16 protein-coding genes and 1 tRNA gene are annotated in these 18,573 nt (G+C 72.9%); 8 read left to right on the top strand and 9 right to left on the bottom strand.

Annotated features, from left to right (window positions below; genetic code table 11):
• Window positions 1-32: 32 nt before the first annotated feature.
• Entirely contained in the window at window positions 33-1,856 is a 1,824-nt protein-coding gene (locus ACGBYP_RS04285) for a pyridoxal-dependent decarboxylase (protein ID WP_411582019.1), read from the bottom strand.
• A 159-nt stretch (window positions 1,857-2,015) separates the two neighbouring features.
• Window positions 2,016-2,089, bottom strand: a tRNA-Leu gene (locus ACGBYP_RS04290).
• Between the two features lie 69 nt (window positions 2,090-2,158).
• Between ACGBYP_RS04290 and ACGBYP_RS04295 the strand changes: the two genes are divergently transcribed.
• The 4 genes from ACGBYP_RS04295 (at window position 2,159) to ACGBYP_RS04310 (ending at window position 5,192) form a co-directional block, all read left to right on the top strand.
• Window positions 2,159-2,779: an ANTAR domain-containing response regulator gene (locus tag ACGBYP_RS04295; RefSeq protein ID WP_411582020.1), complete on the top strand. Its 621-nt coding sequence runs from the start codon at window positions 2,159-2,161 to the stop codon at window positions 2,777-2,779.
• Window positions 2,780-3,008: 229 nt separating this feature from the next.
• Window positions 3,009-4,358: an ABC transporter substrate-binding protein gene (locus tag ACGBYP_RS04300; RefSeq protein ID WP_411582021.1), complete on the top strand. Its 1,350-nt coding sequence runs from the start codon at window positions 3,009-3,011 to the stop codon at window positions 4,356-4,358.
• 88 nt (window positions 4,359-4,446) lie between these two features.
• Window positions 4,447-4,767 (top strand): hypothetical protein, encoded by a 321-nt coding sequence (locus ACGBYP_RS04305; protein ID WP_411582022.1) that lies wholly within the window; start codon window positions 4,447-4,449, stop codon window positions 4,765-4,767.
• Window positions 4,764-5,192, top strand: a complete 429-nt coding sequence (locus ACGBYP_RS04310) for a DUF1772 domain-containing protein (protein ID WP_411582023.1) — start codon at window positions 4,764-4,766, stop codon at window positions 5,190-5,192. Before ACGBYP_RS04305 ends, ACGBYP_RS04310 begins: the two co-directional genes overlap by 4 nt.
• Before the next feature lie 61 nt (window positions 5,193-5,253).
• Here ACGBYP_RS04310 and ACGBYP_RS04315 read toward each other — a convergent pair whose 3' ends face one another.
• From ACGBYP_RS04315 to ACGBYP_RS04335, 5 genes are all read right to left on the bottom strand, one after another.
• Complete coding sequence (locus ACGBYP_RS04315; RefSeq protein ID WP_411582024.1) at window positions 5,254-6,105, bottom strand: ABC transporter ATP-binding protein; 852 nt, start codon at window positions 6,103-6,105, stop codon at window positions 5,254-5,256.
• Window positions 6,102-7,166: an ABC transporter ATP-binding protein gene (locus ACGBYP_RS04320; RefSeq protein ID WP_411582025.1), complete on the bottom strand. Its 1,065-nt coding sequence runs from the start codon at window positions 7,164-7,166 to the stop codon at window positions 6,102-6,104. Before ACGBYP_RS04320 ends, ACGBYP_RS04315 begins: the two co-directional genes overlap by 4 nt.
• A complete protein-coding gene (locus ACGBYP_RS04325) occupies window positions 7,156-8,154 on the bottom strand; it encodes a branched-chain amino acid ABC transporter permease (RefSeq protein WP_411582026.1) in 999 nt (332 codons plus the stop codon). The genes ACGBYP_RS04320 and ACGBYP_RS04325 overlap by 11 nt, the downstream gene beginning before the upstream one ends.
• Before the next feature lie 4 nt (window positions 8,155-8,158).
• Window positions 8,159-9,529, bottom strand: coding sequence for a branched-chain amino acid ABC transporter permease (locus ACGBYP_RS04330; RefSeq protein ID WP_411582027.1), 1,371 nt, complete (start codon window positions 9,527-9,529; stop codon window positions 8,159-8,161).
• Between the two features lie 131 nt (window positions 9,530-9,660).
• On the bottom strand, window positions 9,661-10,065 hold the full coding sequence (locus ACGBYP_RS04335; RefSeq protein WP_411582028.1) for a PaaI family thioesterase: 405 nt from the start codon (window positions 10,063-10,065) through the stop codon (window positions 9,661-9,663).
• Between the two features lie 107 nt (window positions 10,066-10,172).
• Here ACGBYP_RS04335 and polA point away from each other — a divergent pair, with 107 nt between their 5' ends.
• Window positions 10,173-12,914, top strand: a complete 2,742-nt coding sequence (gene polA / locus ACGBYP_RS04340) for a DNA polymerase I (protein ID WP_411582029.1) — start codon at window positions 10,173-10,175, stop codon at window positions 12,912-12,914.
• 103 nt (window positions 12,915-13,017) lie between these two features.
• On the opposite strand, the gene ACGBYP_RS04345 is transcribed toward polA, so the two are convergent.
• Both ACGBYP_RS04345 and ACGBYP_RS04350 read right to left on the bottom strand, forming a co-directional pair.
• Window positions 13,018-13,845 (bottom strand): IclR family transcriptional regulator C-terminal domain-containing protein, encoded by an 828-nt coding sequence (locus tag ACGBYP_RS04345; protein WP_411582030.1) that lies wholly within the window; start codon window positions 13,843-13,845, stop codon window positions 13,018-13,020.
• 88 nt (window positions 13,846-13,933) lie between these two features.
• On the bottom strand, window positions 13,934-15,424 hold the full coding sequence (locus ACGBYP_RS04350; protein WP_411582031.1) for an amidohydrolase family protein: 1,491 nt from the start codon (window positions 15,422-15,424) through the stop codon (window positions 13,934-13,936).
• Window positions 15,425-15,640: 216 nt separating this feature from the next.
• Between ACGBYP_RS04350 and ACGBYP_RS04355 the strand changes: the two genes are divergently transcribed.
• The 3 genes from ACGBYP_RS04355 to ACGBYP_RS04365 are packed head-to-tail and all read left to right on the top strand — an operon-like array spanning window position 15,641 to window position 18,529.
• Window positions 15,641-16,834, top strand: coding sequence for a CaiB/BaiF CoA transferase family protein (locus ACGBYP_RS04355; RefSeq protein ID WP_411582032.1), 1,194 nt, complete (start codon window positions 15,641-15,643; stop codon window positions 16,832-16,834).
• Entirely contained in the window at window positions 16,831-17,673 is an 843-nt protein-coding gene (locus ACGBYP_RS04360; RefSeq protein ID WP_411582033.1) for a citryl-CoA lyase, read from the top strand. The genes ACGBYP_RS04355 and ACGBYP_RS04360 overlap by 4 nt, the downstream gene beginning before the upstream one ends.
• A complete protein-coding gene (locus tag ACGBYP_RS04365) occupies window positions 17,666-18,529 on the top strand; it encodes an extradiol ring-cleavage dioxygenase (RefSeq protein ID WP_411582034.1) in 864 nt (287 codons plus the stop codon). The genes ACGBYP_RS04360 and ACGBYP_RS04365 overlap by 8 nt, the downstream gene beginning before the upstream one ends.
• The last annotated feature ends 44 nt before the right edge of the window (window positions 18,530-18,573 follow it).

An 18,573-nucleotide genomic window follows, 5' to 3' on the forward strand; every position in this document is an offset into this window, starting at 1 on the left:
GGCGGCCGGGTCGCCCGGCCGCCGCGACCGGCTCAGTCCTGCTGCGGGCCGCCGTCCGGGCCCTGCGCCTCGGCGAGCGACGGCGTCTGGGCCTGCGCCTGGGCGGCCGTCTCGTCCCAGGCGGCCGGCGACTCGACGGCCGGCTCGGCGGCCTGGTCGTCGGTCGAGCCGGCCGGCTGCGGTGCCGCGTGCGCCTCGGTCGCCGTCTCCGGGGCCGTCCCGGCGTCGGGCACGGGGTCCGCCTGGCTCCCGGGGTCGGCCGGGATGCCGGCCTCGGTCGGGCCGGCCGCCTCGGCCGCCTGCCGGGCTGCCTCCGCCTGCCGGGCTGCCTCCGCCTCGGCGTGCTCGCGCTCGGCCTGCGCCCGCTGGGCCGCCTCGGCCTCGCGCTGCGCGCGGGCCTGCTCCTCGAAGTCGGCGGCCAGCCAGTCGTGGCCCTCGCACAGCAGCGCCCACAGCCGCTCGACGTGCGCCCGCGTGGTCGCCGGGGCACCCACGGCCACCCGCAGCACCGCGGCCCCGTCGACCGTGGTGTGGGTCAGGAAGACCTCGCCGCCGTCGTTGAGCCGCTCGAGCAGCGTCATCGTGGCGACGTCGGCGTCCACCCCGCGCGCCCAGCGCGGCCGCAAGCACACCAGCGACAGCGGGTGCGGGGCGACGACGTCGAACCGCTCGTCGGCCCCGGCCCAGCCGGCCAGCTCCTGGGCCAGCGCGACGTGCTCGCGGATGTGCGCCCGCAGCCCCTCGGCGCCGTACCAGCGGACGACGAACCACAGCTTGAGCGCCCGGAACCGCCGGCCCAGCTCGATCTGCCAGTCGCGGTAGTCGACGACCGCGCCGGCGTCGGTGGCGGCGTTGCGCAGGTACTCGGGCAGGATCGCCAGCGCCCCGGTCAGCGCCGCGCGGTCGGCGACCCAGAACAGGGTGGCGTCGAAGCCGGTGAGCAGCCACTTGTGCGCGTCGGTGGTGTAGCTGTCGGCCCACTCCACGCCGGCCTGCAGCGGGCGCAGCTCGGGCACCACGGCGGCGACCCCGGCGTAGGCGGCGTCGACGTGCAGCCAGACGCCGGCGTCCCGGCAGATCGGGCCGAGCTCGGCCAGCGGGTCGATCGCCGTCGTCGACGTCGTCCCGACCGTGGCGCAGACCAGCACCGGGGTGAACCCGCGCGCCTTGTCGCGCTCGATCCGGGCGGCCAGCGCGCGGGGGCTCATCGCCAGCTCGGCGTCGACCTCGACCACGCGGATCGCGTCGGCGCCCAGGCCCGCGATGCGGGCGGCCTTCTCCATCGAGCTGTGCGTCTGCGCCGAGACGTAGACCGTGTACTCCTCGGGGCGCACGCCGTGCCGCAGCGTCCCGCCACCGCTGACCCGGTGCAGCGCGGCCAGCAGCGCGATCAGGTTGGCCCCGGAGCTGGAGTCCTGGACGACGCCGCCGCCGGTGCCGGTGGAGCGGAAGCTCTCGGGGAGGTCGAGCAGCTCGGCCAGCCAGTCCATGACCTGCTGCTCGAGCTCGGTGGCCGCGGGGCTGGTCACCCAGGACATGCCCTGCACGCCCAGGCCCGCCGACAGCAGGTCGCCGAGCACGGAGGGCCCGGAGGTGTTGGCCGGGAAGTAGCCGAAGAAGCCCGGGTGCTGCCAGTGCGTGATGCCCGGCAGGACGACGCGGTCGAGGTCGGCCATGACGGCCGAGAACGGCTCGCCCTGCTCCGGTGCCGAGGCCGGCAGCGAGGCGCGGACGTCGCCGGGGGAGACCTGCGACCGGACCGGGAACTCGCCGAGGCGGCCCCAGTAGTCGGCGATCCAGTCGACGACCTCGTGGCCGTGCTGGCGGAACTCCTCGGGGGTCATGTGTCCGGTCACGCAGCCACGGTATTGGCCCGGCGCGGTCACGCTGCCGGTGGGGCGCCGGGGGTCGCGGGACGGCGTCCCCCCTCACCACCGTCTGTCCTCCCGCACCAACGCTGCTGCGGGGGGACAGACGGTGATCAGGTGACCTGATCACCGTCTGCGCGTGCTCGGTGCCCCCGGTGCGACTCGAACGCACACTGCGCGGGTTTTGAATCCGCTCCCTCTGCCGATTGGGGTACGGGGGCCAGCTCGACCGGGTGAGCGGTGAGCCTATCGGGCCCTGCGCCCGTCCCTGCGGCCGATAGGATCGGTGCGTGACCAACGCACCGACCAGGGTCCTCATCGCCGAGGACGAGGCCCTCATCCGTCTGGACCTCAAGGAGATGCTGGAGGAGGAGGGCTACGTCGTCGTCGCCGAGGTCGGTGACGGCCAGGCGGCCGTCGACCAGGCCCGGCAGCTGCGACCCGACCTCGTCGTCCTCGACGTCCAGATGCCGGTGCTCGACGGCATCGCCGCGGCCGAGCAGATCGCCGGCGCCCGCATCGCCCCGGTCATCGTGCTGACCGCCTTCAGCCAGCGTGAGCTGGTCGAGCGCGCCCGCGACGCCGGCGCCATGGCCTACCTGGTGAAGCCGTTCAACAAGAACGACCTGGTCCCCGCGATCGAGGTCGCCGTCGGCCGCTTCCAGGAGATGCACGCCCTGGACGCCGAGGTGAGCGACCTCAAGGAGCGGCTCGAGGCCCGCAAGGTGGTCGAGCAGGCCAAGGGCCGGCTGATGGCCGAGCGCGGCATGACCGAGGCCGAGGCGTTCCGCTGGATCCAGCGCACCGCGATGAACGAGCGCACCTCCATGCGGGCGCTGGCCGAGGCGATCCTCGCCACCGAGACGCCGGCCGGCGAGACGGCGTCCACCCCGGGCACCACCGGCTCCTGAGCGACGCCGCCGGGGGCCACGGCCCCCGGCGTGTTGCGTCGGCGTGTCGCGACGGCCCCGATGTGGCGCCGGTGAGACGCGCAGGTCACAACCCCATCACGGTGCACAACTCATCGGCGCCAGGGCGCGGGGTGGCAGCTACGTTTCTCCGCACTGATCGGGCCCCGGCAGGCGCACCTCGCCTGCCGCGGGGCGATGGAGACGTACTCACACCTCTGGGAGCAACTTGATGCGCACAGGCACGATCGCCCGCGCCACCGCCCTGTCCGGCGCGGCACTGCTCGCGCTGAGCGCGTGCGGCGGCAGCAGCGACGACGCCGCCAGCGGCTCCGCGGGCAGCAGCTCGGCTGCTGGCAGCGGCGGCGCGAAGCAGGTCAACGTCTACGGCACCGACGGCAACATGGGCAACGCGCTCGGCGAGGACTTCCAGGCCGAGGGTTCGCTGGCCGGGATGAAGGGCACCACGCCCCTCACCGACCTGTCCCCGGACTTCACCGACCGGCTCAAGGAGGTCGACCCGAACCTCAAGGACTTCAACTACGCCGGTGAGTCCTACGACGCGGTGATGCTCATCGCCATGGCCGCCCAGTCGGCCGGCACCACCGACGCGCGCACCTTCGGGCCGTACGTCAACGGCCTGACCGTGGGTGGCGACAAGTGCTCCGACTTCGCCGCCTGCCTCGCGATCATCAACGCCGGTGGCAACGTCGACTTCGACGGCATCTCCGGTCCGCTGAGCTTCGCCGAGGCCGGTGAGCCGGCTCAGGCCAGCTTCGGTCTGCTGCAGTTCGGCACCGACAACGCCCTCGACGACTCGAAGACCCAGTTCGTCATCGCCGGCGACGAGGCCAACGCCGTCACCGAGGAGGGGCCGGCACCGGTCCCCGCGGGCGCCACCAGCCCGACTCCGCTGACCATCGGCACCCTGCTGCCCGAGACCGGCAACCTGGCCTTCCTCGGCCCGCCGGAGGTCGCCGGCGTGCAGCTGGCGATCAACGACATCAACGCCGCCGGTGGCGTGCTGGGCCAGCAGGTCACGCTGGTCACCGGTGACTCCGGTGACGCCTCCACCGACACGGCCACCCAGACCGTCGACCGGCTGCTGCAGTCCGGTGTGAACGCGATCGTCGGTGCCGCCTCCTCCGGTGTCAGCCTGACCGTGATCGACACGATCACCCAGGCCGGCGTCATGCAGATCTCCCCGGCGAACACCTCCGACCAGTTCACCGAGTACGCCGACCAGGGGCTGTACTTCCGCACCGCACCCCCGGACACCCTGCAGGCCACCGCGCTGTCGGACCTGATCCTGCAGGACGGCAACAACACCGTCGGCATCCTCGCCACCAACGACCCGTACGGCACGGGCCTGGCGGAGAACACCAAGAACAACCTGGTCGCCGCCGGTCTGTCCGAGGACTCCGTCACGACGGTCATCTACGACCCGCAGGCGGCGAACTACGACGCCGAGGTCCAGCAGATGACCACCCTCGCCCCCGACGCGATCGTCGTCATCGGGTTCGAGGAGTCGTCCCGGATCATCCAGGGCCTCAACACCCAGGGCGTGGGTCCGCAGCGCTGACCCCAGCACCTCCCTGCACCAGGCTGCGGCCCGGTACCCCGCTCGGGGTGCCGGGCCGCAGTGCGTTGCGGAGGGCAGACTCTCCGGCGTGGACGACCGTGCGCGCCTGCTGGCCCGCTACCGCGAGCTGGTGCTCGACCAGCTGCCCCGCCGGGCCCGCGCCGAGCGGTGGGTGGTGACCGCCGACCACTGCTTCGGCCGGATCGTGCTCGACCACGCGGTCGGGGGCCGCTGGTACGACGTGCTGGACCGGCGCCGCTCGCCGGCGTTCGGCCAGCTGGACGACGCGCAGCTGCAGACCGCGGTCGACCTGGCGGAGCGGATCGCGGCCGACGGTGACCCGCTGCTGCGCGAGCTGGACGCCCAGAGCCTCCGCTGGCGCGGCAAGGCCGCCCCGCCCGGCCGGTGACCGGCGCCCTGGCCGTGGCCCACCTGCTCCTGGTGGGCGGGTACGCCGGCTTCCAGTGGACGGTGCGGGTGCTGGTCTACCCCCAGTTCACCGCGGTGCCGGCCGCCGCCGCGGCGGCCTACCAGGCCAGCCACTCCCGGCGCATCTCCCTCGTGGTGGGACCGCTGTTCGCCGGGCAGCTGGTCACCACCGGCTGGCTGCTGCTGGACCGGCCCGACGGCGTCCGCCTCGCGGGGGTGGTGGCCAGCGCCGCCTGCCTGGCCACCGTGCTGGCGGCCACGGCGCTGCTCGCCGTGCCCCGGCACCGGCAGCTGGCCGCGGGCTTCGACGCCGTCGCCCACGCCGGGCTGCTGCGCGCCGACACGCTGCGGGTCGTGGCCGCCACCGCGAACGTGGCCGCGAGCGCGTGGGCCGTGCTGGGCTGACCGACGACGGACGGCGCCGCCCCCACAGGGGGACGGCGCCGTCCGGTGGAGCCGGTCGGGGCTACTTGGCCTTGGCCAGCGTGCCGAGGTAGAGCTCGATGACCTTCGGGTCGTTCATCAGCGACTGGCCGGTGTCGGTGTAGGCGTTGCGGCCCTGGTCGAGCACGTAGCCGCGGTCGCAGATCTGCAGGCACCGGCGGGCGTTCTGCTCGACCATGATGATCGAGACGCCGGTGGCGTTGATCCGCCGGCAGCGGATGAACACCTCGTCCTGGTAGGCGGGGGACAGGCCGGCCGACGGCTCGTCGAGCAGCAGCACCGACGGGTCCATCATCAGCGCGCGGCCCATCGCCACCATCTGCCGCTCACCGCCGGACAGCGACCCGGCCTTGCCCTTGCGCCGCTCGCCGAGCAGCGGGAACAGGTCGACGACGTAGTCGAAGCGCTCCTTGAACGACTTCGGGCGCAGGTACACGCCCATCTGCATGTTCTCCTCGATGGTGAGGGAGGGGAACACGTTGTTGTTCTGCGGCACGTAGCCCACGCCCATGGACACCAGCCGGTGCGCCGGGGCGCCGGTGATGTCCTCACCGCGCAGGGTCACCCCGCCCGAGCGCACCGGGATCAGCCCGAACAGCGTCTTGAGCAGCGTCGACTTGCCGGCACCGTTGGGGCCGATGATGCCGACGAGCTCGCCGTCCTGCAGGTAGAAGTCGCAGCCCCGGAGGATGTTGACCCCGGGCACGTAGCCGGCGACCAGGTCGTCGGCGCGCACCAGGGCACCCTCGGCGAGCTTGAGGTGCTCCTCGCGGGTGGCGGCCTTCTCGGCCGGGGACAGCTCACCGGTCGCGACGGTCTGGGCGCGGGTGACGTCCTCGCCGGTCTCGTCGACCTCGAACAGCGGATCGCTCACACCAGACCACCCTTCTCGTCACTGCGATTGGCGTGCGGGACGGCGGGGGCGCCGTGCTCCTCGCGCGCGATCTCCGCCTCCACCTCGGCGAGGACCCGGTCCTCCTCCTCGACGGTCAGCGGGGCGTCGTGGTGCGCGCCCAGGTAGGCGTCGACGACCGCCTGGTTCTGCGAGATCGACTCCGGCGGGCCCTCGGCGATGACCTTGCCGGCCGCCATGACCACGACCCAGTCGCTGATGTCCCGGACGACGTCCATGTCGTGCTCGACGAAGATGACCGTCATGCCCTCCTCGCGGAGGTCCTTGACGTGCCCGAGCAGGCTCTGGGTGAGCGCGGGGTTCACCCCGGCCATCGGCTCGTCGAGCATGACGACCTTCGGGTCGCTCATCAGCGCGCGGGCCATCTCGAGCAGCTTGCGCTGACCACCGGAGAGGATGCCGGCGAAGTCGTCCTTCTTGGCGTCGAGCTTGAACCGCCGGAGCAGGTCCATCGCCTTCTCGGTGTTCTCCTTCTCCTGGGCGCGCCACCCGCCGGGCACCAGTGCCCGCAGGAAGCCCTCGCCGCGCTGGCCCTGGGCGCCGAGCAGCATGTTCTGCAGCACGGTGAGCCGGGACAGCGCCTTGGTCAGCTGGAAGGTGCGCACCACGCCGAGCCGGGCCACCTGGTGGGGGGCCAGCTTGCCGAGGTCCTTGCCGTCGAAGGACCACGTGCCGGTGTTGGGCTGGTCGAAGCCGGTCATCAGGTTGAACAGCGTGGTCTTGCCGGCGCCGTTGGGTCCGATCAGACCGGTGATGCCACCGCGCTGGATCTCCAGGTGGTCGACCGAGACGGCGGTGAGGCCGCCGAAGACGCGGGTCACGCCGTCGACGACGATCGCCGGGTCGGGCTTGGCCACGCCGACCTGCCAGGGCAGGTCCTTGAGCGCGGCCTGGGCCAGCCGCTGGGGAGCGGGCCGGCCGGCGCCCGCGGCGGTGCCCGCCGAGACGGCCGCGGCCTGCGCGGTCGACAGCTCCTCGGGCCGGGCGGCGTGGGCGCCGTGGGAGGACGGGTCAGCGGGCATCGAGCATCACCTCTCGTCGGTCACCGAAGATGCCCTGCGGTCGGAACACCAGCAACAGCATGAGGCCGAGGCCGACCAGGACGAAGCGGATCTGCGCGACGTCGGTGGAGGACAGCAGGGCCTCGGGGATCACGCCGTTGTCGATCAGCGCCCGCAGGCCGGTGTCGGCGAACTGCAGGATGAACAGCAGCAGCATCGACCCGATGACCGGGCCGAGCACGCGGGCCGCACCACCGAGGATCAGCGCCGCGTAGGCCAGGAACGTGTTGGCGTTCTGGTACTGGTCGGGGATCGCCGACCCGGTGGCCACGGCGTAGACCATGCCGCCGAAGGCGCCGATGACACCGCCGAGGACCAGGGCCTGCATCTTGTAGGCGTAGACGTTCTTGCCCAGCGCCCGCACGGCGTCCTCGTCCTCACGGATGGCCTTGACCACCCGGCCCCAGGGGCTGCGCATGAGCTGCCACACCAGCAGGCTGGAGACGATCACCAGCAGCCAGCCGACCAGCGCGACCCACAGCTCGCCACCGCTCCAGGACGTGCCCAGGATCTGGTGGCGGCCCGCCGGGTCCCAGGGCGCCAGGTTGATGAAGTCGGCGTTGAAGGCCGACAGGCCCCGGGTGCCACCGGTCACCGGCGTGGCCGAGACGGAGCGGAAGAGCAGGCGCAGGCCCTCCGCCGCGGCGATGGTGACGATGCTCAGGTAGTCCGCGCGCAGCCGCAGGGTCGGCAGACCCAGCAGCAGCGCCAGGACGACGGCGGCGGCCACACCGACGATGACGCCCACCCAGAAGGGCAGGCCCCACATGCTCACCGAGATGGCGATGCCGAAGCCGCCGAGCATGGCGAAGGCGATCTGACCGAAGTTGAGCAGCCCGGTGTAGCCGAAGTGCACGTTGATGCCGATGGCCAGCAGGGCGAAGAAGATCGCCTGGAAGCCGAAGAACGCCTTGCCGGCGATCGCGAACGCGTCGAGGAGCTCGGACATGGCGTCAGCCGATCCGGGCCCGGCTGCCCAGGATGCCCTGGGGCCGCAGAACGAGGATGACGATCAACAGAAGGAGCCCTCCGACGTACTTCACGTCACTGGGGATGACGAGGGTGGACATCTGCACGAACACGCCGACGATCAGGCTGCCGACGAGGGCGCCGTAGGCGGTGCCCAGACCGCCGAGGGTGACGCCGGCGAACATGAGGAGCAGCAGGCGGAAGCCCATGTCCCACTGCACCTGGTCGGACAGGCCGAGGAGCACGCCACCGAGGGTGGCCAGGGCGCCGCCCATCATCCAGACGACGAGGATGACCCGGTTGACGTCGATCCCGGAGGAGGCGGCGAGGTCGCGGTTGTCCGCGACCGCCCGCATGGCCTTGCCGATCGCGGTGCGCTGCAGCATGAGCGCGACCAGCACCAGCACGACCACCGAGATGACGATCGAGGCCAGCGCGCGGTTGGTCATGGTGAAGACGCCGTAGTCGACCGCCCGCTGGGTCTGGTAGTCGGCGTAGGGGCTGGAGAACCCGCCGTAGACGATCTGCACGAGGTAGCGCAGCAGCATCGACAGGCCGATCGAGACCACCAGCGCGGCGACCAGGCCGGTGCCGCGGCGGCGCAGCGGCCGCCAGATGGCCAGCTCGTTCAGCGCGCCGACCGCGGCCCCGACGACCATCGCGATGATCGTGGCCGGGATCAGCGGGACGCCGGCCCGGACGTTGACGTACCAGGCGACGACGGCGCCGATGGTGACCAGCTCGCCGTGGGCGAAGTTGGTGAGCCCGGTGGTGCCGTAGATCAGCGACAGGCCGACCGCGCAGACGGCGATCAGCAGGCCGAAGCGGATGCCGTCGACCAGCAGCTGGACGGCCTCGACGGAGCCACCGCCGCCGCCGGACGAGCCGTCGACCAGGCCGAAGAGCACCGGCTGGGCGCGGTTCGGGCCCACGGTGACGGTCAGGGTCTCGCCCCGGTCGCCCAGCTCGACGCCGTCGGGCAGCGCCTCGGGGTCGATGGTGACCGTGTAGTCACCGGCCCCGGGGACCGGCACGGCGAAGCGGCCGTCCGCGTCGGTCTCGGTCTCGGCGACCGCGGCACCGGCGGCGGTCTCGACCGTCACCGGCACGCCGGCGATCGGACCGCTGCTGCTGGTCTGCAGGGTGCCGGTGACCGACTCGTTCGCGGCCGAGGCGATGCCCGGCAGGAACATGGCCAGCGCCATGGAGAAGGCGGCGAGGAGCAGGGTCAGGACCAGCGGACGGCGGCCCGGCAGCCACCGGGACGGGCCTCGACGGGCGGGGACGTGTCCCCGTTGCCTGCCTGCCGTGCTGCCCTCACCGTGCCCTCGGGCGCGCTGCGGCGCGTGCGTCACTCGACCTCCCAGCCGTTGATTGAGCGGGGACAGTAACCCACCCCTGTTACGGGCAACGACCAGCAGGGACACACCGTGACCTTTCTGCGACACGCCGGTGCGCCGTCCGACCGGTCGTGCGCGACCGGTCGTCAGCGCGCCGGGCGGAGCAGGCAGGTCAGCCGGACGCTCGCGGTGGGCCGGCCGGTGCCGTCGGAGACCGCGATCAGGAAGGTCGCCAGCGTCCGCCCGCGGTGCACCGGCGTGCACACCGCGGTGACGGTGCCCGAGCGCGCCGCGCCCAGGTGGCTGGCCGACAGCTCGATGCCCACGACGCCCGCGCCGGGGCCGGCGTGCAGCAGGCCGGCCACCGAGCCCACCGACTCGGCCAGGGCGCAGGTCGCCCCGCCGTGCAGCAGGCCGAAGGGCTGCTCGTTGCCGGCCACCGGCATCGTGGCCACCAGGCGGTCGGGGTCCCAGTCCACGATCTGGATGCCGAGCTTGGCGTCCAGCGGGCCGGTGAGCGGGGGCAGCCAGTCCGGGCGGGGTGTGGTCACCGGGGCACGGTAATCGGGTCCACCGCCGCACGTCCGGCCCCGGTGCAGGGCCCCCCGCGAGCTCGCGGGGGGTGCGGGGCGCCGGGGTCCTTCTAGGATCGGAGCCGATGTCCGCTCCGGTCGCCGCCCCCCAGTCCACCGCCGCCGCCAGCGCCGACGGCGCCCGCCCGCGGCTGCTGCTGCTCGACGGCCACTCGCTGGCCTACCGGGCCTTCTTCGCCCTCCCGGTGGAGAACTTCTCGACCACCACCGGTCAGCCCACGAACGCCGTCTACGGCTTCACGTCGATGCTGATCAACGTGCTGCGCGACGAGCAGCCCACGCACCTGGCGGTCGCCTTCGACGTCAGCCGCAAGACCTTCCGCAGCGAGATCTACGCCGACTACAAGGCCAACCGGGCCGAGAGCCCCACCGACTTCCGCGGCCAGGTCAGCCTGGTGCAGGAGGTGCTGGGGGCGCTGCACGTCCCGGTGATCACCGCCGAGGGCTACGAGGCCGACGACGTCATCGCCACCCTCACCGTGCAGGCGGTCGAGCAGGGCATGGACGTGGCGATCTGCACCGGTGACCGCGACGCGCTGCAGCTGGTCAACGAGCACGTCACGGTGCTCTACCCGCGCAAGGGCGTGTCCGACCTGACCCGGTTCACCCCCGAGGAGGTCGAGACCAAGTACGGCCTCACGCCCACCCAGTACCCGGACTTCGCCGCGCTGCGGGGCGACCCCAGCGACAACCTGCCCAGCATCCCGAGCGTGGGGGAGAAGACCGCCGCCAAGTGGGTGCGCGAGTACGGCTCCCTCGACGCGCTGGTCGACCAGGTCGACACGGTCAAGGGCAAGGTGGGGGAGAAGCTGCGCGAGCACCTCTCGCAGGTGATGCAGAACCGCCGGCTCACCGAGCTCGACCGGCACGTCCCGCTGGAGGTGGGCCCGGCCGACCTCGCCGTCCAGCCGTGGGACCGCAACGAGGTGCACACGCTCTTCGACAACCTGCAGTTCCGGGTGCTCCGCGACCGGCTGTTCGCCACCCTGGCCACGCCCGAGCCGGAGGTCGACGGCGGCTTCGACGTCACCGCCGACGTCGTGGCCCCCGGCGGGCTGGGCGGGTGGCTGGACGCGCACGCCCGCACCGGGCACACCGGCGTGGTCTTCCGCGGCTCGTGGGGCCGCGGCGTGGGCGAGCTGGCCGGCGTAGCCCTGGCCGCCGCCGACGACCACGCCACCTTCGTCGACCTCGGTCCCGGCCTCGACCCCGCCGACGAGCAGGCGCTGGCCGCCTGGCTGCGCGACCCGGCCCGGCCCAAGATCGTGCACGACGTCAAGGGCCCGCTGCTGGCGGTGTGGGAGCGCGGCTGGGACCTGCAGGGCCTGGTCAGCGACACCGCGCTGGCCGCCTACCTGGCCGCCCCCGGCCAGCGGTCCTTCGACCTCGCCGACCTGGCGGTCCGCTACCTCAAGCGCGAGCTCAAGGACGACGCGGCGCCCGCCGCCCAGCTGACCCTGGACGGGCTGGGCCCCACCGAGGACGATGTCGCCGCGGAGGCCGCGCACGCCGACGTCCTCAAGGCGGTCGCGGTCAACGACCTCTCCGACGCCCTGGAGCAGGTGCTCGGCCAGAAGGGCGGCGACCACCTGCTCACCGACATCGAGCTGCCGCTGACCCGGGTGCTCGCGGCGATGGAGCACCGCGGCATCGCCGTGGACCTGGAGTTCCTGCACGAGCTGCAGCGGGAGTTCGCCGCCGCGGTCGCCGACGCCGCGCAGGAGGCCTACGCGGTCATCGGCAAGGAGATCAACCTCGGCTCGCCCAAGCAGCTGCAGGCGGTGCTGTTCGACGAGCTGGGGCTGCCGAAGACGAAGAAGAACAAGACCGGCTACACCACCGACGCCGACGCACTGACCTCGCTGCTGGCCTCCACCGGGCACCCGTTCCTCGAGCACCTGCTGCGCCACCGCGACGTCACCCGGCTGCGCACCGTCATCGACGGGCTCATCCCGATGGTCGACGACAACAGCCGGATCCACACCACGTTCCAGCAGACGATCGCGGCCACCGGGCGGCTGAGCTCCACCGACCCGAACCTGCAGAACATCCCGATCCGCAGCGCGGAGGGCCGCCGCATCCGGCAGGCGTTCGTCGTCGGTGCCGGCTTCGAGTCGCTGATGACCGCCGACTACAGCCAGATCGAGATGCGCATCATGGCCCACCTGTCCGAGGACGCCGGGCTGATCGAGGCGTTCACCTCGGGCGAGGACCTGCACTCGTTCGTGGCCTCCCGGGCCTTCGGGATCCCGATCGAGGCCGTCGACCCCGAGATGCGCCGGCGGATCAAGGCGATGAGCTACGGGCTGGCCTACGGCCTGTCCGCCTACGGTCTGGCGCAGCAGCTGCACATCTCCGCCGAGGAGGCGCGGGAGCAGATGCACGCCTACTTCGAGCGCTTCGGCGGCATCCGCGACTACCTCGACGGCGTGGTCGACGACGCCCGGCAGACCGGCTACACCGAGACGACGCTGGGCCGCCGCCGCTACCTGCCCGACCTCACCAGCGACAACCGGCAGCGCCGGGAGATGGCCGAGCGGATGGCGCTCAACGCCCCGATCCAGGGCTCGGCCGCCGACGTCATCAAGGTCGCCATGCTGAAGGTGGAGAAGGCGATCGAGGACGAGGGCCTGCGCTCGCGCATGCTGCTGCAGGTGCACGACGAACTGGTGCTCGAGGTCGCCGACGGTGAGCACGACGTGCTGGAGGCCCTGGTCCGCCGCGAGATGGCCGGCGCCGCCCAGCTGACCGTGCCCATGGAGGTCTCGGTCGGCTTCGGGAAGACCTGGAACGACGCCGCGCACTGATCGGACAGACGGTGATCAGGTCACCTGATCACCGTCTGTCCGCCCCCAGCAGCGTTGGTGAGGGAGGCCAGACGTCGGTGCGGTAGGACAGCGTCCCGCTGGGTCAGGCGGTGGCGGAGCCGCCGGTGCGGCGGGCCACCTCCGCGTACGGTCGCGACTGCCACAGCGCCCACTCGGCGCTGACGTCGCCGGCGGTGCGCAGCAGCAACGGCAGGTGCTCGGTGAGCAGCCGGTCGACCGAGGTCTCCGCGGCGTGCACCGTCACGTTCATCGCCGCCCGCACCGCGCCGGTCGCGTCCCGCACCGGGACGGCGACCGACCGCACGCCGGGGGCGAGCTCCTCGTCGGCCAGCGCCCAGCCGCGGGCGCGCACCTCGGTGAGCTCGGTGTCCAGCTGTTCCCGCGACCGGCCGATGTAGGGCGGCAGCCCCGACCGGCTGGGCTCGGCGAGCGCCGCGGTCAGCTCCTCGGCCGGCAGGGCGGCGAGCAGCACCTTGCCCTGCGAGGTCTGCACCGCCGGGAACCGCGTGCCGATCTCGACCCGCAGCGCGATCAGCTTCGGGACGGCGACCCGGGCGACGTAGACGATGTCCGAGCCGTCCAGCTGGGCCATCGAGGACGACTCGCCGCTGCGGGTGACCAGCGCCTCCAGGTGCGGCCGGGCGATGTCCCACAGCCCGAGCGCGCCGACGTAGGCCATGCCCAGGGTGAGGACCTTCGGCGTCAGCTGGAACGCCCCGCCGGAGCTGCGCACGAAGCCGAGCTCCTCGAGGGTCAGCAGCAGCCGGCGCGCGGTCGGCCGGGCCAGGCCGGCGGCGGCGGCCACGTCGGACAGCGACATCTCCGGCCGGTCGGCGTCGAAGCAGGCCAGCACGTCCAGCCCGCGGGCCAGCGCCTCCACGAAGTCCGGCCCGGTTCCCCGACCCGCCATGTCCGTCCCCTCCCAGGCCTCGGTCGTCGTCCCGCAGGCTCCCACGGCCCCGGGTGGCGCCGTCCCGAGCGGGCGGGACGGCGCCGGGTCAGCGTCCCGCGGCCTCGTCGCCGAAGACGCTGCCGCGGGCGCCGTGGGTGCTGGCCGACTTGTACTCGGTGTAGGAGTACGGGTTGTCCAGCATCTGCTCGCTGGGCAGCTGCGGGTTCATCCCGGCGGTCCACGCCTCCTCGCCCATGCTCGAGCGCAGGTGCTCGACGGTGGCGTCGACGGTGCGGCGCACGGCGGCCAGGTCGACGCCCACCAGCCGGTGCTCGCTCTTCACCACCCGGCCGTCGACCAGGACGGTGTGCACGTCACCGCGCTGGGCCTGAAACGCGAGGTGCCCGTAGGGGTTGAGCAGCGGGAACGACACCGGCGAGCGGTCGTTCTTGACCAGCACGACGTCGGCCTTCTTGCCCACCTCGAGGCTGCCCAGGTCGTCGCGCCCCAGCGCCGCGGCGCCGCCGCGGGTGGCCCAGTCGACGACGTGCTCGGCGCGCAGGTGCACCGAGGTGACCGTCTCGCCCTGGGCGTGGGCCTCCAGGTGCTCCCGCGACCGGTCGGCGCCCAGCGTCGTCCGCATCGCCGAGAACAGGTCGCTGCTCCACCACACGCTGGTGTCCATCGACAGCGAGACCGGGATGCCGTGCCGGCGGACCTGCCAGGTGGGCGGGTAGCCCTGCCCGGCGCTCTGCTCGGACTCCGTCGACACCGAGATGGAGCCGCCGGTGGCGGCGATCCGGTGGTAGGAGTCGGTGCTCAGCGTGGCGGCGTGCACGTAGACCGTCTCGGGGGTCATGAAGCCGTGCTCGTGCATGAGCCGGATGCCGTCGTCGTTGGTCGCGCCCCACACCCCGGCGTGGGTGGTGACCGGCAGGCCCAGCTCGCGGGCGGCCTCGAAGGCGGCCGCCTCCGGGAACGACGGGTCGCCGGTGACGTCGAAGGCCAGCTGCAGCCCGAGCCGGCCCTCGTCGCGCCGGCGCCGCAGGAACGCCTGGACGGCCGGGTCGGTGGCCCACTCCCAGGGCCCGGCCTGGATGTTGCCGTAGGCGAGCACGAACCGGCCCGGGACGGCGAGCAGCGCGTCAGCGGCGGCCTCGGCGTGGTCGACGGTCTGCAGCCCGTGCGACCAGTCGACGGTGGTGGTGACCCCGGCCTCGAGCGCGTCCCAGGCCGACAGCAGGTTGCCGGCGTGCACGTCCTCGGGGCGGAAGGCCTTTCCGTGCTCGAGGTAGTACCAGACGAAGTACTGGGTGAGGGTCCAGTCGGCGCCGTAGCCGCGCATCGCGGTCTGCCACATGTGCCGGTGGGTGTCGATCATCCCGGGCATGACGATGCCGCCGGTCGCGTCGACCTCGACGGCGCCCTCGGGGACGTCGAGCCGGTGGCCCACGGCCGCGACCCGGTCGCCGACGACGAGCACGTCGGCGTCGGTCAGGACGGTGTGGGCCCGGTCCATGGTGAGCACGGTGCCGCCGCGCAGCACGACCGGGCGGCCGGCCGCCGGGTGCTCGACGCCGTTGTCGGGGTGGGACATCGCATCTCCTCGGGAGAGTGGCGGACAGTCGTCCGCTGTGCGGCTGCATCGCCGTGGCGGTCACTGTGGAGTGATCTGGAGCACGCTGTCAAGACGCAATCGAGCGGTGACCCAGTTCACTGGACGCTCTTGACATGTGGGCGGCGCGGCGCTGAGACTGCCGGGCATCCAACGACGGACGTCTGTCCGTTCTGCGGCTTCGGCGAAGGAGCACCCATGAGCACGCCACCTCCCGTGCCGGGCGACGAGCCCCCGCGCGGGCCCCTGGCCGGACTGCTGGTGGCCGACTTCTCGCGCATCCTCGCCGGCCCGTACGCCACCATGCTGCTGGCCGACATGGGCGCCGAGGTGGTCAAGGTCGAGGGCCCGGCCGGCGACGACACCCGCAGCTGGCAGCCGCCGGTCCGCGAGGGCGTCTCCACCTACTACCTGGGCGTCAACCGCAACAAGCGCTCGGTCGCCCTAGACCTCAAGGACGCCGACGACGTGGCCGCCGCCCGCGAGCTGGCCCGCCGGGCCGACGTGGTGGTCGAGAACTTCAAGAGCGGCGGGCTGGCCCGCTTCGGGCTCGACTACGACACGGTCGCCGCGACCAACCCGCGGGTCGTCTACGCCTCGATCACCGGCTTCGGCAGCCAGCCCGGCGGTGCCGAGCTGCCCGGGTACGACCTGATCGTGCAGGCGATCTCCGGGCTGATGAGCCTCACCGGCGACCCGCAGGGCCAGCCCTACCGGGCCGGCATCTCGGTCTTCGACGTGATGGCCGGCCTGCACGCCACGATCGGCGTCCTGGCGGCGCTGAGCTCCCGGCACGAGACCGGGCGGGGGCAGCACGTCGAGGTCAACCTGCTGTCCTCGGCGCTCTCGGGGCTGGTCAACCACGCCAGCGCCGTCGTCGCCGGCGGCGTCGTCCCGTTCCGGATGGGCAACAGCCACCCGAGCCTGTTCCCCTACGAGCCGCTGCCCTGCGCCGACGGCGACCTGATCATCACCGCGGGCAACAACGGCCAGTTCCGCAAGCTGGCCGAGGTGCTCGGCGTCCCCGAGCTCGCCGACGACCCGCGCTTCGCCCGCAACGAGGACCGGACGGCGAACCGCGACCAGCTGCGCCCGCTGCTGGTCGAGCGGCTGCGGACCCGCTCCAAGCTCGACTGGTTCACCGACATCATCGCCGCGGGCGTGCCCTGCGGGCCGATCAACACCGTCGACCAGGGCGTCGCCTTCGCCGCGGGCATCGGCCTGGACCCGGTGGTCGAGGTGGGGGAGGGTGACGACGCCGTCCCGATGGTCCGGAACCCGATCACCTTCTCCGGGACGCCGGTCGGCTACCGGCTGCCGCCGCCCGGGCTCGACGAGCACGGCGCCGAGGTCCGCCGCTGGCTGGCCACCCCCGAGGAGGAGCGCGCATGACCACCCCCGCCTACCCGACCGCGCTGGGTGCCTCGAGCCGGGAGTCGATCACCCTGCTCGGCGCCGACCTCGCCCGCGACGTCATGGGCACCGTCGGGTTCGGCGAGCTGGCCTTCTGGCTGGCCACCCAGCGCCGTCCGGGCCCGGGGGAGACCCGGGTCTTCGAGGCGGTGCTGGCCGCCCTGGCCGACCACGGTTTCACGCCCACCGCGATCGTCACGCGGCTGACCTACCTGTCGGCGCCGGACTCGGTGCAGGGCGCGCTCGCCGCCGGCCTGCTGGGCGGGGGCAGCCGCTTCCTCGGCGTCACCGAGGACTGCGGCCGGTTCCTGCACGACGTCCTCACCGGCGTCGAGGGCGGCCTGCCCGTCGACGACGCCGGCTGGGACGCCCTGGCCCTGGAGACCGTCACCGCCCAGCGCGCGGCCCGCCGGTTCGTGCCGGGGCTGGGCCACCACGTGCACAAGGACGGCGACCCGCGCACGCCGCGGCTGTTCGAGATCGCCGGCGAGGAGGGGCTGGTCGGCCCGCACCTGTCGCTGTTCGCCGCGATCGGCCGGGTCCACCCCCAGGTGCTCGGCCGGACCCTGCCGCTCAACGGCGCCGGCGTGTGCGGCGCCGCGCTGGCCGACCTCGGCCTGCCGCTGGAGCTGCTGCGCGGCTTCGCGCTGCTGGCCCGCACCGCCGGCCTCATCGGTCAGCTGGCCGAGGAGATCCGCCACCCGGTCGCCAACGAGGTCTTCCTCTCCGTCGACCTCAACAACCGGTCCGTCGACCCGGACCCCTACGTCCCCGCTGCGCTGCCGTCCGCCGAGACCACCGGAGGTCCCCATGGCTGAACTGGTCGCGGTCGTCGCGTCCACCCACCACCCGTTCTACTACCGCGCCAGCACCGCGACCGGCGCGGACCGCCCGCCGTTCGCCGACGAGTGGGTCGCGAAGATCGAGCGGTTCCGGGAGACGCTGACCGCCGCCGCACCCGACGTCCTGGTGATGGTCGGCAGCGACCACTTCCACCAGCTGTGGCTGGACAACATGCCGCAGTTCCTCGTGGGCAAGGCGCCGTTCTTCGACGCCAACTGGCACAACGAGGAGCGCGAGTTCGGCCTGCCGCGGATGACGCTGCGCGGCGAGGAGGAGCTGGCGGCGCACATCCTGCGCGACGGGCTGGACCGGGACTTCGACCTGGCGTTCAGCAACGAGCTGCGGATCGACCACAGCATCACCTGCCCGATCATCACGCTGCGGCCCGAGGCCGACCTGCCGATCGTGCCGGTCTACACCAACATCTTCGCCCCGCCGATGCCGCGGCCCTCCCGCTTCGTCCAGCTCGGGCAGGCGCTGCGGGAGATGGTGGAGTCCTGGCCCAGCGACAAGCGGGTGGCGGTCATCGGCACCGGCCACCTGAGCCTCGAGCTCGGCGGCCCGCGCCAGTTCGGCGAGCACGGGCCCGACCCGGAGTTCGACCGCAAGGCGGTCGAGTGGATCGCCAACGGCGACATCGAGGGCTGCCTGGCCGAGGTGACCCTCGACAGCCTCCACCACCCGGGCAACGCCACCCACGGGTTCATGGACTTCATGCTGATGATGGGCGTGGCCGGCGCTGGGCAGAAGGCCGACCACGTCGACACCCTGGACCTGTTCCACACGATGGAGGCCTACTTCACCTGGTACCCGCAGGGAGACCCCAGGTGAGCGAGCGTGCGAGCTCGCCCATGAGCACAGCAGCTCCGCGAACG

Source organism: Modestobacter sp. SSW1-42 (genome assembly GCF_046635825.1).
Taxonomy (GTDB): Bacteria; Actinomycetota; Actinomycetes; order Mycobacteriales; family Geodermatophilaceae; genus Modestobacter.

Bases quoted from the DNA above. Each gene is read 5' to 3' on its own strand.
- polA (WP_411582029.1), top strand. From the start codon at position 10,173: ATGTCCGCTCCGGTCGCCGCCCCCCAGTCCACCGCCGCCGCCAGCGCC.
- ACGBYP_RS04365 (WP_411582034.1), top strand. From the start codon at position 17,666: ATGGCTGAACTGGTCGCGGTCGTCGCGTCCACCCACCACCCGTTCTAC.
- ACGBYP_RS04325 (WP_411582026.1), bottom strand. From the start codon at position 8,154: ATGTCCGAGCTCCTCGACGCGTTCGCGATCGCCGGCAAGGCGTTCTTC.
- ACGBYP_RS04320 (WP_411582025.1), bottom strand. From the start codon at position 7,166: ATGCCCGCTGACCCGTCCTCCCACGGCGCCCACGCCGCCCGGCCCGAG.
- ACGBYP_RS04355 (WP_411582032.1), top strand. From the start codon at position 15,641: ATGAGCACGCCACCTCCCGTGCCGGGCGACGAGCCCCCGCGCGGGCCC.
- ACGBYP_RS04360 (WP_411582033.1), top strand. From the start codon at position 16,831: ATGACCACCCCCGCCTACCCGACCGCGCTGGGTGCCTCGAGCCGGGAG.
- ACGBYP_RS04345 (WP_411582030.1), bottom strand. From the start codon at position 13,845: ATGGCGGGTCGGGGAACCGGGCCGGACTTCGTGGAGGCGCTGGCCCGC.
- ACGBYP_RS04300 (WP_411582021.1), top strand. From the start codon at position 3,009: ATGCGCACAGGCACGATCGCCCGCGCCACCGCCCTGTCCGGCGCGGCA.
- ACGBYP_RS04350 (WP_411582031.1), bottom strand. From the start codon at position 15,424: ATGTCCCACCCCGACAACGGCGTCGAGCACCCGGCGGCCGGCCGCCCG.